General features: G+C 73.0%; 11 protein-coding genes and 1 tRNA gene. 2 read left to right on the forward strand and 10 right to left on the reverse strand.

What is annotated here, in order from left to right:
* The coding region (locus tag SJ20_RS03495; protein WP_044658963.1) for a GNAT family N-acetyltransferase at positions 1-1,160 on the reverse strand (1,160 nt) is incomplete at its 3' end.
* Complete coding sequence (polA, locus tag SJ20_RS03500; protein ID WP_044658964.1) at positions 1,144-3,957, reverse strand: DNA polymerase I; 2,814 nt, start codon at positions 3,955-3,957, stop codon at positions 1,144-1,146. The genes polA and SJ20_RS03495, both read right to left, overlap by 17 nt.
* A gap of 67 nt (positions 3,958-4,024) precedes the next feature.
* Between polA and SJ20_RS03505 the strand changes: the two genes are divergently transcribed.
* Positions 4,025-4,543, forward strand: coding sequence for a PaaI family thioesterase (locus SJ20_RS03505; protein ID WP_010078745.1), 519 nt, complete (start codon positions 4,025-4,027; stop codon positions 4,541-4,543).
* Positions 4,544-4,574: 31 nt separating this feature from the next.
* On the opposite strand, the gene SJ20_RS03510 is transcribed toward SJ20_RS03505, so the two are convergent.
* The 7 genes from SJ20_RS03510 to SJ20_RS03540 form a co-directional block, all read right to left on the reverse strand.
* The gene (locus tag SJ20_RS03510; RefSeq protein ID WP_010078746.1) at positions 4,575-4,952 is read right to left on the reverse strand and encodes a monovalent cation/H(+) antiporter subunit G; all 378 of its coding nucleotides are present in this window, start codon (positions 4,950-4,952) and stop codon (positions 4,575-4,577) included.
* 13 nt (positions 4,953-4,965) lie between these two features.
* A complete protein-coding gene (locus SJ20_RS03515; protein WP_010078747.1) occupies positions 4,966-5,250 on the reverse strand; it encodes a monovalent cation/H+ antiporter complex subunit F in 285 nt (94 codons plus the stop codon).
* A complete protein-coding gene (locus SJ20_RS03520) occupies positions 5,247-5,681 on the reverse strand; it encodes a Na+/H+ antiporter subunit E (RefSeq protein ID WP_010078748.1) in 435 nt (144 codons plus the stop codon). The genes SJ20_RS03515 and SJ20_RS03520 overlap by 4 nt, the downstream gene beginning before the upstream one ends.
* A gap of 38 nt (positions 5,682-5,719) precedes the next feature.
* On the reverse strand, positions 5,720-7,390 hold the full coding sequence (locus SJ20_RS03525; RefSeq protein ID WP_044658965.1) for a monovalent cation/H+ antiporter subunit D family protein: 1,671 nt from the start codon (positions 7,388-7,390) through the stop codon (positions 5,720-5,722).
* Entirely contained in the window at positions 7,387-7,818 is a 432-nt protein-coding gene (locus SJ20_RS03530) for a cation:proton antiporter subunit C (RefSeq protein WP_010078750.1), read from the reverse strand. Before SJ20_RS03530 ends, SJ20_RS03525 begins: the two co-directional genes overlap by 4 nt.
* Positions 7,815-10,688 carry a DUF4040 family protein gene (locus SJ20_RS03535; protein ID WP_044658966.1) on the reverse strand — a complete coding sequence of 958 codons (2,874 nt, stop codon included), beginning with the start codon at positions 10,686-10,688 and terminating at the stop codon, positions 7,815-7,817. Before SJ20_RS03535 ends, SJ20_RS03530 begins: the two co-directional genes overlap by 4 nt.
* Positions 10,689-10,758: 70 nt before the next feature.
* Positions 10,759-10,840, reverse strand: a tRNA-Leu gene (locus SJ20_RS03540).
* Positions 10,841-11,016: 176 nt separating this feature from the next.
* On the opposite strand from SJ20_RS03540, the gene SJ20_RS03545 reads away from it, so the two are divergent.
* The gene (locus SJ20_RS03545) at positions 11,017-11,613 is read left to right on the forward strand and encodes an ANTAR domain-containing response regulator (RefSeq protein ID WP_010078752.1); all 597 of its coding nucleotides are present in this window, start codon (positions 11,017-11,019) and stop codon (positions 11,611-11,613) included.
* A gap of 18 nt (positions 11,614-11,631) precedes the next feature.
* Here SJ20_RS03545 and pyk read toward each other — a convergent pair whose 3' ends face one another.
* Positions 11,632-13,119 (reverse strand): pyruvate kinase, encoded by a 1,488-nt coding sequence (gene pyk, locus SJ20_RS03550; RefSeq protein WP_036338629.1) that lies wholly within the window; start codon positions 13,117-13,119, stop codon positions 11,632-11,634.
* Between the last annotated feature and the right edge of the window lie 49 nt (positions 13,120-13,168).

The raw sequence follows: 13,168 nt of genomic DNA on the forward strand, positions 1-13,168 counted from the left end.
AGCCGCTCGGCGGCGCCGCGCCCCTGGCGGACGGTGAGCCGCCACGTCCCGTCGATCGCGCCGAGCGCGTCCTCGACGGCGACGACGACCTCCCCGTCGCCCGCCCAGCCACGGGCCGCCATGGCGGCGGGCAGGTTCAGGACCCGCAGGTACAGGTCGTCGGAGCCGCGGTGCCGGCTCACCCGCCGCTCGTCGACGAAGAGCGCCTCGAGCCAACCGGGCTCGGGTGCGCGGCCCCACTCGATCCGCTCGACCAGGTCCAGCCGGGCCAGGTGGTGGACGAGCCCGCGCCGCGCGTCGGCGGTCGCCGCGAGGAACGCGGTGACGGTGATCGTGGGCGGCTCCTTCTCCCAGCCCTCGAACCGATACAGCGCGACGCCCTGGACCCGCCCGTCGTCGTCGCGGTGGACCGCCGCGTACAGCCCCGAGCCGCGCCCCTCGTTCCGACTCGCCTCGCGGTCCTCCCAGCTAGGCACGCTGAACGAGGTCCGCTGGACCGAGCCCGGGGTGGCCGGCAGCACCCGCCCGTACAGCTCGTCCACGAGGCCGGGGATCTCCCGCGGCTCCTCGACCGTGACCCGCCCGCCGGCCGGGGCGCCCGTGAACGCGGGGGCGCCCGAGACGTCGATCCGCACGGCGTGCCACCGGGTGGCGGCCCCGAAGCCGAAGCGGCCGTAGATGGCGGCCTCGGTCGCGGTCAGGGCGGCCGCGCACAGGCCGGCGTCGCGGGCGTCCGCGAGGGACCTGAGCATCATGGCCCGCAGCACGCCGCGCCGGCGGGCGTCCGGCGAGACGGTCACGTCGGTGATCAGCCAGGCGTCGACGGTGCGGCCGGGCCACGTGGTCAGCGGCTGCACGAAGTCCTCGAAGGTGGCGGCGGGGCGGCGGGCCGCCGGGTCGTCCCCCGGCGCGTAGACGCCGAGCCGGCGCCGTCCGTCGGCCGCGTGGGCCTCGAGCTGCTGGCGGAGCGCGGCGCCCGTGGGCACCGTCTCGTAGAAGCCCCGTTCGACCGCGGCCGCGAAGTGCGATGCGGCGGGGTCCTCGGGGCCGAGGACCCCGAGGTCGCGCAGCGCGAGGCCGTGCTCGCCGAGCCGGTCCTCGGCGGCGTCGGCCAGCCGCCGCAGCGACGGACCCTCCGGCGCGTCAGTGTGCGGCGTCATGCCAGCTCCTTCCCTGGCCGACGTGCACGTCGAGCGGCACGGAGAGCTCGGCGGCCCGGCCCATCCGCTCCTTCAGGAGCGCCGTGGCCTTGTCGAGCTCGGCAGCCGGGACCTCGAGGATGAGCTCGTCGTGGACCTGCAGCAGCAGGCGCGAGGCCAGCCCGTGCTCCTCGAGGCCGGCCTGCACGTCGAGCATCGCGCGCTTGATGATGTCCGCGGCCGAGCCCTGGATGGGGGCGTTGAGCGCGGCGCGCTCGGCCATGTCCCGCAGCTGACGGTTGTCCGAGCTGAGGTCCGGGAGGTAGCGGCGGCGCCCCTCGATCGTCGAGGTGTACCCGTCCTGTCGGGCCTGCGCGACGACGTCGCGCAGGTAGTCGCGCACGCCGCCGAAGCGGTCGAAGTAGCCCTTCATGAGGCCGCGCGCCTCGTCCACCGAGATCTTCAGCTGCTTGGACAGCCCGAAGGAGGACAGCCCGTAGGCCAGGCCGTAGCTCATCGCCTTCACCTTGGCGCGCTGCTCGGCGGTGACGTCGTCCGGGTCCACGCCGAACACCTGCGAGCCGACGAACGAGTGCAGGTCCTCGCCCTCGCGGAAGGCCTGGATCAGCCCCTCGTCCTCGGACAGGTGCGCCATGATGCGCATCTCGATCTGGGAGTAGTCGGCCGAGAGCAGCACGGCCTGCTCGCCGGCCACCTCGTCCGCCACGAACACCTCACGGATGCGGCGGCCCGCCTCGGTGCGCACCGGGATGTTCTGGAGGTTCGGGTGCAGCGAAGACAGCCGGCCCGTGGCGGCGGCGGTCTGCGAGTAGGTGGTGTGGATGCGGCCGTCCGGGGCGACGGTCTCGAGCAGCCCCTCCACGGTCTGCCGGAGCTTCGTGGCGTCACGGTGGGCCATCAGGTTCTCGAGGAACGGGTGCCGGGTCTGCTCGAGCAGGTCCTGCAGCGAGTCCACGTCCGTGGAGTAGCCGGTCTTCGTCTTGCGCGTGCGCGGCATGTTGAGCCGCTCGAACAGCACCTCCTGCAGCTGCTTGGGCGAGCCGAGGTTGACCTGCATCCCGCCGGTCTCCTCCGCGACGGACGCCCACGCGGACTCCTTGGCGGCGTCGGCGGCGTCGGTGAAGTCCTCGCGCAGGCCGGTCAGGGCGTCGACGTCGACGGCGATGCCGGTCAGCTCCATCCGGGCGAGCAGCCGCGAGAGCGGGATCTCGAGCTCTTGCAGCAGCCGCTGGGCCCCGCGGTCGAGCACCTGGGGCGTGAACTGGGTGGAGAGACGGCGCACCACCCAGGCGGCCCGCACGGCGTCCGCGGCGCGGTCCGCGCGTTCGGCGGCGGCCTGCCCGCCGTCGAGGTCGAACGTCCCCTGCGCCCGCTGCTGCGCGGGCTCGCGCGGGGCGGTGAGGGGGGTGTGCAGATGCGCCTCCGCCAGCGCCTCGAGCGAGGTGTCCCGCCGGTCCGGCTGGATCAGGTAGGCCGAGAGCAGCACGTCGTCCACCACGCCGTCCAGGGCCGCGTCCGGGCCGAGCCCGTCGCCCTCGGTGGGCGCGGCCAGCGCCTTGAGCGTGCGCTTGAGGTCGTGCACGGCCTTGGCCAGTCCGCCCTCGCCCAGGGCCTCGCGCACGGCGGCCACCAGCGCCGGGTCCGGGGCGTCGCCGTCGAGGGTGACGTGCAGGCCCGCGTGCTCGCCCACCAGCGCGACGCCGACGGGCGTGCCGAACGTGCCGGGCACGGGCACCTTGCGGCGGGGCAGCAGGGCCGGGCCCTCGACGTCCACGTGGACGCCGAGCAGGTTGCCGGCCTCGGCGGCGAGGAAGGATCGCACGTCCTCGGCCGTCGTCGCCTCGGTGAACTCCGGGGCGGCCTCGACCTCGGGGGGCGGCGCGTCCTCGCCCACCCGCTCGCCGAACACCTCGAACACGCGCTCCCGGATGCGGTTGAACTGCAGCGCGTCGAACAGCTCCTCCACGGGCTCGCGCTCGGGCATCTCGAGCCGCATCGCCTCGAGCCCGATCGGCAGGTCGAGGTCGCGCACGAGGGCGTTGAGGCGGCGGTTGCGGCGCACGTCCTCGAGATGCTCGCGCAGCGCCTCCCCCTTCTTGCCCGTGATCTCGTGCGCGTGTGCGAGCACGCCGTCGAGGTCCCCGTACTGCTTCAGCCATTTCGCGGCGAACCCGGGACCGACGCCGGGGACGCCGGGCAGGTTGTCCGCGGCCTCGCCGACGAGGGCCGCGAGCTCGGGGTACTGGGCGGGGGCGACCCCGTACTTGGCCATGACGGCGTCCGCGTCCATCGGCGGGATGTCGGAGACGCCCTTCTTGGGGTAGAGCACGGTGGTGCGCTCGGAGATGAGCTGGAACGCGTCCCTGTCACCGGAGACGACGACGGCCTCCCACCCCGCCTCCTCGGCGCGCGCGGACAGCGTGGCCACGATGTCGTCGGCCTCGTAGCCCTCCAGCGTGAGCGTGGGGATGCCCAGGGCCTCCATGACCTTCACGGTCAGCTCGATCTGGCCCGCGAACTCCGCGGGCGTCTCGGAGCGGCCCGCCTTGTACTCCCCGTACTCCTCGGAGCGGAACGTGGGCCCGGAGAGGTCGAACGCCACGGCCACGTGCGTGGGCCGCTGCTGCCGGATCATGGTCAGGAGCATGGCGGTGAAGCCGTACACGGCGTTCGTGTGCTGGCCCGTGTCCGTGGCGAAGTTCTCGGCGGGCAGCGCGTAGAACGCGCGGAACGCCATCGAGTGCCCGTCCAGGACCAGCAGCCGCTGTGGGGCCTCTGGGGTCGGATCTGCCGCCATGGGTGCTCACGTCTCCTCTCGGCGCGCGGCGCGGGGCGCACCGGTCGCGTGTGCCAGCCTAGTGCTCATGAGTGAGCACACCGCGACCACCCCCGCCGCCTCCGACCGCGTGTACCGCCCCGGCGTCACCCCCGAGCTGAGCCCCGCCGAGCTGGCGGCGGCCTGCGCCGAGGCCGGTCTGACGCCCGAGCTCGTCGCCGCGCTCGGCGGCGCGGCGATCAGCCCCCTGGCCCAGAAGATGGGCCTGCGCTTCCTCGAGCTCACGGCCGAGCGCGCCGTCGCCACCCTGCCCGTGGCAGGCAACGAGCAGCCCGTCGGGCTGCTGCACGGCGGCGCCCACCTCGTCCTCGCCGAGTCCCTGGGCTCGATGGCCGCGAAGATCCACGCCGGGCCGGACCGCAACGTCGTCGGGGTCGAGATCAGCGCCACGCACCACCGGGCCGTCCGCTCGGGCCTCGTGACCGGCACCGCGACCGCCGTCCACCTGGGCGGCACCCTCGTCACCCATGAGGTGGTGATGACGGACGAGCAGGGCCGGCGGCTCTCGACCGTGCGCATGACGAACATGCTCCTCGACGCGCGCTGAGGCACGCCGCCCGGGCGGGCCGGCCCGTGCCTCAGTCCATGTCCGGAAGGCGCGGGGCCGCTCGGCCACCCTCGCGGCCGGGGGTATCCTCGGCGAGCTCGTCGTAGTGCCCCGGATTCATGGGCACCCCAGTGAGGTAGGCCGAGCGGCCCAGGGCCATGGTGGCCACCGAGGCCGAGCCCAGCTGCAGCACCACGATCAGGGCCACCTTCACGAACGCGGCCACCCCCGGGGCCAGTAGCAGGGCGCCCACCACGATCAGGATCATCCCGACGCCGCCGGCGGTGCCCACGGCGGAGACGCGGGTGTAGGGGTCGGGGAACCGGATCAGACCGAGTCCCGCGGTGACGAACGCAAGGGCTCCGATCACCACGAGCACGGAGCCGGCGGCGGTCAGGACGACGTCCACGGGTGCGACCTCCTCAACGCTTGCCGCGCGTGAGCGCGCGGGCCAGGGACATGCCGGACAGGAAGGCCACGACCGCGGCGATCAGGACCAAGTCGAACGTCCACGGGTTGTCCGCCCGGACGCCGAACAGCACGAGCATCCCGAGCACGCTGAACGTGAGCAGGTCGCCCGAGACCGCGCGGTCCGCGTCGAGCGGGCCCACCACGATCCTGTACGCGGACACGAGCGCCGACACGGTCAGCAGCGCGATGGCCAGGTCGATCCCCACCAGGGACCAGTCGTAGGCGAAGGGCATCATGCCACCCCCGTCTTCCGCATCGCGTGGAGCATGCGCGCCTCCATGTCGTGGATCTCCGCGCGCAGGGCGTCGGCGTCGTCAGCGTACAGGCCGTGCACGTAGAGCAGGCGCCGCGCGTCCGGGTCACCGTCCTCGTCACCGACGGCGCCGGCACGCCGGGTGCCCAGCGTCAACGTGCCGGGCGTCAGGGTGATCAGCGCCGAGAGCAGGGTGACCTCGGCGTCCGTGCGGCAGTTGCTGCGCACGCGGGCGATGCCCGAGCGCGCCTGGACGCCGGGGGTGACGAGGTCCTTGATGACCGCCTTCGAAGAGGTCACCAGGGCCCACGCGTACCAGCACCAGAACACGAGCCACCGCCAAGGCCAGGACACGGCGGAGGCCGTGCCGGGCGCCAGGTCGACGGTCCCGTCGGCGGGGGCGACGGTGTGCATGGGGGCGTCTCCTTCCGGAGGCTGCGGGAGTGCGGTGCTCATGGGTTGAGCACCGCCTCGATGTACCTGCTGGGGTCCATCAGGCCCTGAGCCGCGAGGTCGGTGACGGTCCACAGGGCCTGACCGCCGAGCCCGAGGGCGAGGGTGGCCATAGCTAGGACGACGGCGGGGGCGGCCAGCCGGCCTGGGATGCGGGAGCGCGTGACGTCCTCGTCCGGATCCACGGTCACCGGCAGCACGCCCGTGGGCGGATCGAGGGTTTCCTGCGAGGCCCACGACTCGGTGCGCTCGTGGTCGGTGCTCGAGCCGCGGCCGGAGGGCGACGGCACGGAGCCCGCCCGGCCCACGATGGGCATGGCCGCGGTGGCCAGGCGCTCGCGGTGCCCGTGTGGGGCCGTCGGAGCGCCCCAGAACCAGGCGTCCCACACCCGCAGCAGAGCCCACAGGCTCACCAGGGAGGCGCCCAGCACCAGCGCAGCGGTGACACCGCGGCCGGCGTCCAGGCCGGCGCTGATGAGCATGAGCTTGCCCACGAACCCGGAGAAGGGCGGGATGCCGACCAGGGAGAGCAGGCCCACGAAGAAGGCGACGGCGATCAGCGGCTCGCGCCGGGCCAGGCCCTGCAGGTCCGCGAGACGGCCGGTGCCGTAGCGCACCTCGATCGCGCCGGCCGCCATCAGGAGGCAGCCCATCGCCACCATGTGGTGCACGAGGTAGAACAGGCCCGCCGCGAGACCCAGGCGCGTGGAGAGCCCGAGTCCGACGAGGATGCCGCCGATGCCGCTCACCATCTGCCACGACAACACGGCGCGCACACCGTGCTCACCGACCGAGGCGAGCGCACCCACCACGAGGGTGGCGAGGGACAGGACCAGGATGAGCGGCAGCAGACGCGCATCGCCGTCGTACATGACGGAGTAGATCCGGTAGAGCCCGTACACGGCGACCTTGGTGTGCAGGGCGGCGAAGAGGGCCGTCACCGCCGGGGAGGTCGAGGAGTACGCCCAGGCCAGCCAGCCGTGCAGCGGGGCCACCGAGGCCTTGATGGACAGTGCGAACAGCACCATGCCCGCGGCGATCGCGATGCGTGGGTCCGCCGCGGCGGACCCGGCGAGCATCGCGAGGTTCACCGAGCCGGTCAGCCCGTAGACGAAGCCGACGCCGACCAGGAGGATCGTGGAGGTTAGCAGGTTGAGGGTGACGTACAGCCGCGCCCCGTCCACTCGGCGCAGGGGCTCACGGCGGTTGGCGGAGAGGACGTAGAGGCCGTAGCTGGGCACCAACATGACCTCGATGAACACGAACAGGTTGAACAGGTCCGCCGTCAGCAGGGCGCCGTTGACTCCGCCGATGAGGATCAGGAGCAGCGGGGCGAAGAACTGGGAGTTAGCGACGCGGGAGCCGTAGGCGAACGCCGCGCCCACGATCGTGAGGGCGCTCGTGAGCACGAGCATCAGGGCGGACAGCATGTCCGCTGCGAAGCCGATCCCGATGCCCCCGGGCCAGCCGCCCAGCGAGGTGGCGAGCACGGACCCGTCGAGGGCGTGGACGCCCAGGGCCAGCCCGCCGGTGGTGACGAGTCCGAGCACCGCGAACAGGACTGCCCGGTGGAGGCGGGGACGCTCCCCCGCCAGCACGAGCAGACCGGCGGACAGCAGCGGGACGGCGGCGAAGAGGGGCAGCAGCTGGCCCAGCGGGACGGCGCTCATCGACGCACCTCCGGGCCCTGGCCGGCGTAGTGCTGCGCGATCCGGCCGGCCGCGGCGTGCCGCTCCTCGCGCGGGAAGCGTGCGTCGGCGGCGGCCTGCTCCAGGGAGTCGCGGGTCTCCCCCGGCGAGGCCACCGCGTCGTCCGCGCGCCCGGTGACGGCCAGCGCGAGCAGCAGCACGGTGATCGCGAAGGCGATCACGATAGCGGTCAGGACGAAGGCCTGCGGCAGGGCATCGGCCTGCACCTCGACGTCTGAGGTCCCCGCGAAGGGCAGCCCGCGGCGGTCGGTGCCGCCCGCGGCGATGATGGCCAGGTTGGCGGCGTGGCCCAGCAGGACCATGCCGAGGATCACGCGCAGCAGCTCGCGCTTGGAGAACAGGTAGAACGCGCCGAAGGTCAGAAGTCCCACGGTAAGGGCGACGGTCATCGGGTGACCTCCTCTCGTGCAGTCGTGGTGGTCGGGGCCGAGGGATCGGAGGACGGGGCCGCCGGCGCGACGCCGGGGTCACGGCTCGAGGCGCGGAGCGGGTCCTCACCCGGCCGCTCGGGGCCGAGCAGGGAGAACGCGGCCACGATCAGGCCGATCACGGCCAGGTACACGCCCATGTCGAACGCGAGCGTGGTGGAGAGCCCGTAGTCCAGGACCTTCACTCCCGCGGCTCCGAGGAAGCCCTTGCCGGTGAGGTAACCGACGATCCCCGTCGCGGTGCCGACGGCGATGCCCGAGCCGATGAAGGCCAGGTACGGCCACCGCAACTCCGGGGCCGTGTCCGAGTCGGCGGCCAGGTAGAGCAGGGCGTAGCCGGCACCGGCGACCAGTGCGGCGATGAAGCCGCCGCCGGGCTCGTAGTGCCCGCGCAGCAGCAGGAACGCGGACAGCAGGATGATCAGCACGCCGAAGACACGGCCGAACACCCGGATGTGGACGAGGTTCTCGCGCACGTGGGCGAGTGGGGAGCGCATGTCCACGGCGGAGGGCTGTGGAGGCGTCGGCCGACGGTTGAGCAACAGGGCCGCGATGGTCAGCGCCGTCGCCCCGAGCACGGTCATCTCGCCCCACGTGTCCACGGCGCGGAAGTCCACGAGGATCACGTTCACCACGTTGGTCCCCCCAGCCTGGGCATAGCTCTGGGTCAGGTAGAAGTGGGCGATCTCCGACATGCTGGAGCGGCCGGTGAACGCGAGCACGCCCAGGGTCGCGGCGACGCCGGCGACGGAGGCGGCGAGGACCGCCTGCATCCTGCGCGGGGTCGGCTCGTCGCTGAAGCGGGCGGGCAGGCGGCGCAGCAGCAGCACCATGACGCACACCGTGAGCACCTCGACCATCAGCTGGGTCAGGGCCACGTCCACGGCGCCGAGGGTGAGGAACCACAGGGTCATGCCGAACCCTACGACGCCGACCACCACCATGGCGGCGATGCGCGTCTTGGCGCGGATGGTGGCGATCACGCCGGCACCCACCAGGACGACCAGCACCCAGTCGTGCCAGCGCGAGGGCTGGCCGACGACGGCGGGCAAATCCTCGATCGTGGCGACACCGGCCACGGCGAGGAGCCCCAGGACCAGGGCGGGGATGAGGAGGTGGGGGCGGGGAGCCAGGGTGCCGGAGGCGCGCGAGACGACCGCGCCGACGCCGATCAGCCGGTGCCGAACCTCGTCCACCGCATCCAGGGCGGAGAACGGCAGGGCGGCGTGGGAGGCCACGCGCTCCACCGGGCGGCGCAAGGCCACCAGCAGCAGACCGAGCACGATGATGGCGGCGGAGACGAGCAGGGCCGTGTTCACGCCGTGCCACAGCGCCAGGTGCGCGTGCACCTCCGCGCCGGAGGCGGCCTCGGCCGCGTAGGAGACGGGGGTGTCCAGCACACCGGGCAGCAGGCCCAGGGCCACGCCCGCGGCCGCGGCCAGCACGGGCACGCCCCAGAAGGTGGCAGGAGCCTCGTGGACCTCGTCCTCCCGGCCGGTCGGCCACGAATGGGCGGCCCCGTCCGGGCTTGGACCCCAGAGGCCCAGGGCGCCGAGCACGAGACGGCCGGAGTAGGCCACGGTGAACACGGAGGTCAGGGCGATGCCGGCGGTGACGAGGACGGGGAGCCATGCGGGACCGGGGGTCCCGAGAGCGGCCTCGACCAGGCCCTCCTTGGAGATGAAGCCGAACAGCGGCGGGATGCCCGCCATCGACAGGGCGGCGACGGCGATCGCCGTGCCGGTGACCGGCATGCGCACGTGGCGGGCCGCGAGCTCTCGCAGGTCGCGGGTGCCGGCCTCGTGGTCGACCACGCCGATCAGCATGAACAGCGCCGACTTGAACAGCGCGTGCGCCACGGTGTGCACGATCGCCGCGGTAAGCGCGACGGGGGTGCCGATGCCGATGGCGGTCACCAGCAGGCCCAACTGGCTCATCGTGGAGTAGGCCAGCAGACCCTTGAGGTCGTGGCGACGGATCGCGGAGACGGCGCCCAGCAGGGCCGTAATGAGGCCCGAACCGATCAACAGCGCGGACCACACCGGGTTCCCGGCCAGGACCGGGCTGAACACCAGCAGCAGGAAGATGCCGGCCTTGACCATCGCCGCGGCGTGCAGGTAGGCGGAGACCGGGGAGATGGCCACCATGGAGTCCGGCAGCCACGCCTGGAACGGGAACTGGGCGGACTTGGTGAACGCGGCCACCGCCAGCAGGACGGCGACCGTGGTGGTGAAGCCCGCCTCGGACCACACGTCCGAGGCCAACACCCCGGACAGCGAGGCAGTGCCGGTCCGCACGGCCATGAGGGCGACGGCGGCCAGCAGCGCGAGGCCGCCGCCCACGGTCACGAGCAGGGTCCGGATCGCGGGGTCGCGGGCATGGTCCCCCGAGCGCCCGATGAGGAAGAAGGAGGTGAAGGAGGTGAACTCCCACGCGACGAAGAGGACCACGATGTTGTCGGCGAGCACCAGCAGCAGCATCGACGCCGCGAACGCGGTCATCAGCAGGTAGAAGGAGCCGGGTCGGCTCTCCGTGCGGTCCCGACTGAGGTACCGGCTGGAGTAGGCGAGGATCGCGGCGCCGATGACGAGGACGATCATGGCGAACACCAGGGCCAGGCCGTTCAGCCGGAGGTCGAGGTCCACCCCGACCGCGGGGATCCACGGATGGTGCTCCGTCCGGACGTCGCCCGTCCACGCCGCGATCAGCACGCCGGCCGCGGCCAGCAGGGGTGCGGCCAGGACCCAGCCCGCATCCCTGCCCAGCGCCCGGGAGGCCGGGACGGCCGCCACCACCGAGAGGAGGGTCAGCAGGAGACTGGTCAGGAGCACAGGACACCACTCAGCTCGGGTCGATCGGTCACGGACACGGCGCCCACGGCGGGTGGCCGCGCGCCGACGGTGCCCGAAGTGGGACTCGAACCCACACGCCTCTCGGCACCGCATTTTGAGTGCGGCGTGTCTACCGATTCCACCATTCGGGCAGTGCCGCCCGGAGGCGGGACTCGATCACCCTATCAGCGCCCCGACCCGGCGTCCCCGGCCTTCCGGCGGGGGGTCACCGCCGCCGCGCCCGCGCCGCACTCATCGCGCACGGTAGCCTGGTGGACCACCAGCGGCGCCGCACCGACGCCGTCCCGGCCCGCGCGAAGGAGCTGCCGTGTCCACGCTGACGCCTCCCGAGGAGACCGGTCTGCGGGCCGTCGTCGCCGAGGACGAGACCCTCATCCGCCTCGACCTGGTGGAGGTGCTCACCGGGGCGGGCTACCGGGTGGTCGCCGAGGCCGGCGACGGCCGCGCCGCCGTCGAGGCCGTGCGCGAGCACCGCCCGGACATCGTGGTGATGGACGTGAAGATGCCCGTGATGGACGGCATCGCGGCTGCGGGCGAGATCGCCGGGGAACGGCTCGCCCCCGTGGTCATGCTGACCGCCTTCAGCCAGCGCGAGCTGGTGGAGCGCGCCCGGACCGCCGGGGCCATGGCCTACGTGGTCAAGCCCTTCACCGAGGCCGACCTGGTCCCCGCCATCGAACTGGCCGTGGCCCGCTTCGACGAGCTGCGCAGCCTCGAGGCCGAGGTGCGGGACCTGGGCGACCGCCTGGAGACCCGCAAGATCGTGGACCGGGCCAAGGCGCTGCTCCAGGAGCGGATGCGCCTGACCGAGGCCGAGTCCTTCCGCTGGATCCAGAAGACCTCCATGGACCGGCGCCTGACCATGCGGGAGGTCGCGCAGGCCGTCATCGACCAGGTCGGCTGAGCGGCGCCCGCGCGCTCGTCAGAGCGGGGAGCGGGCCGGCCAGAAGCCGACCGGCTCGCGCGTCTGCGGCGAGGCGGCGGACGAGCCGCCCGCGGCGTCGTCGCCCACGCGGTGCACACGCAGCGTGTTCGTGGAGCCCACGGCCCCGGGAGGGGACCCGGCGGCGATCACCACGAGGTCGCCGTGCTCGGCGATGCCCTCCGACGTGAGCGACTGCTCGACCTGGAGGGTCATCTTGTCCGTGGAGTCCTGGAACGGGACCATCTTCGGGTAGACGCCCCACGTCAGGCACAGGATGTTGTGCGTGTGCTCGTGGTGGGTGAACGCGTAGATCGGCTGACGCGGCCGCAGGCGGCTGAGCCGACGGGCCGAGTCGCCGGACTCGGTGAACGTGGCGAGGAACGGGATCTCGAGCTGGTTCGCGACCTCGACGGCGGCTCGGGTGATCGCGCCGCCGCGCGTGCGGGGACGCGAGCCGAGCGGGTGGATGAGTTCGAGGCCGTGGGTCTCGGTGGACTCGATGATCCGGGCCATCGTCTGGACCGTCTCGACTGGATACGCGCCCACTGAGGTCTCGCCCGAGAGCATGACGGCGTCCGCGCCGTCGAGCACGGCGTTGGCGCAGTCCGAGGCCTCGGCGCGCGTCGGGCGCGGGCTGTCGATCATCGACTCGAGCACCTGGGTGGCCACGATGACCGGCTTCGCCCACCGGCGGGCGAGGTCCACCGCACGCTTCTGCACCACGGGCACGTCCTCGAGCGGCAGCTCCACACCGAGGTCGCCGCGGGCCACCATGATGGCGTCGAACGCGTCCACGATGGCCTCGAGGTTCTCCACCGCCTGGGGCTTCTCGATCTTGGCGATGACCGGGACCCGGCGCTCCTCCTCGTCCATGATCTCGTGCACCCGGTCCACGTCCGCGGCGTCCCGCACGAAGGACAGCGCCACCATGTCCACGCCGGTGCGCAGCGCCCAGCGCAGGTCCCGCTCGTCCTTCTCGGACAGGGCGGGCACGTTCACCGCCACGCCGGGCAGGTTGATCCCCTTGTTGTCCGAGACCATGCCCGGCACCTCGACCTCGGCCAGCACGTCCGTGTCCGTGACCTCGACGGCGCGCAGGCGCACCTTGCCGTCGTCCACCAGGAGCACGTCACCGGGGGCGACGTCCCCGGGCAGCCCCTTGTGGGTGGTGCCGACCAGCTCGCGGGTCCCGGGCACGTCCCGGGTGGTGATGGTGATCCGATCGCCCCTCTCGAGCAGATGCGGGCCGTCGGTGAAGCGGCCGAGGCGGATCTTGGGGCCCTGGAGGTCCGCGAAGATCGCGACCGGGCGCCGCTCCTCCACGCTGAGCCGGCGCACCCGCTCGAAGGAGGCCGCGTGCACCTCGTGGTCCCCGTGGCTCATGTTGAGGCGGACCACGTCCGCCCCCGCCCGGATGATCGAGCGGGTGGTCTCGTCGGAGTCGGTGGCGGGCCCGAAGGTGGCGATGATCTTGGCGTGTCGCATGCGACCCACGATAGGGGGCGGGCCCGCCCTCGGTGGAGGGCGGGCCCGC

The organism is Micrococcus sp. MS-ASIII-49 (genome assembly GCF_000946635.1).
GTDB classification, from domain to species: Bacteria; Actinomycetota; Actinomycetes; order Actinomycetales; family Micrococcaceae; genus Micrococcus; species Micrococcus luteus.

Excerpts from the sequence above, each read along its gene's own strand:
- pyk (WP_036338629.1), bottom strand. The coding sequence starts at position 13,119 with ATGCGACACGCCAAGATCATCGCCACCTTCGGGCCCGCCACCGACTCC.
- SJ20_RS03515 (WP_010078747.1), bottom strand. The coding sequence starts at position 5,250 with ATGATGCCCTTCGCCTACGACTGGTCCCTGGTGGGGATCGACCTGGCC.
- SJ20_RS03530 (WP_010078750.1), bottom strand. The coding sequence starts at position 7,818 with ATGACCGTCGCCCTTACCGTGGGACTTCTGACCTTCGGCGCGTTCTAC.
- SJ20_RS03520 (WP_010078748.1), bottom strand. The coding sequence starts at position 5,681 with ATGCACACCGTCGCCCCCGCCGACGGGACCGTCGACCTGGCGCCCGGC.
- polA (WP_044658964.1), bottom strand. The coding sequence starts at position 3,957 with ATGGCGGCAGATCCGACCCCAGAGGCCCCACAGCGGCTGCTGGTCCTG.
- SJ20_RS03525 (WP_044658965.1), bottom strand. The coding sequence starts at position 7,390 with ATGAGCGCCGTCCCGCTGGGCCAGCTGCTGCCCCTCTTCGCCGCCGTC.
- SJ20_RS03505 (WP_010078745.1), top strand. The coding sequence starts at position 4,025 with ATGAGTGAGCACACCGCGACCACCCCCGCCGCCTCCGACCGCGTGTAC.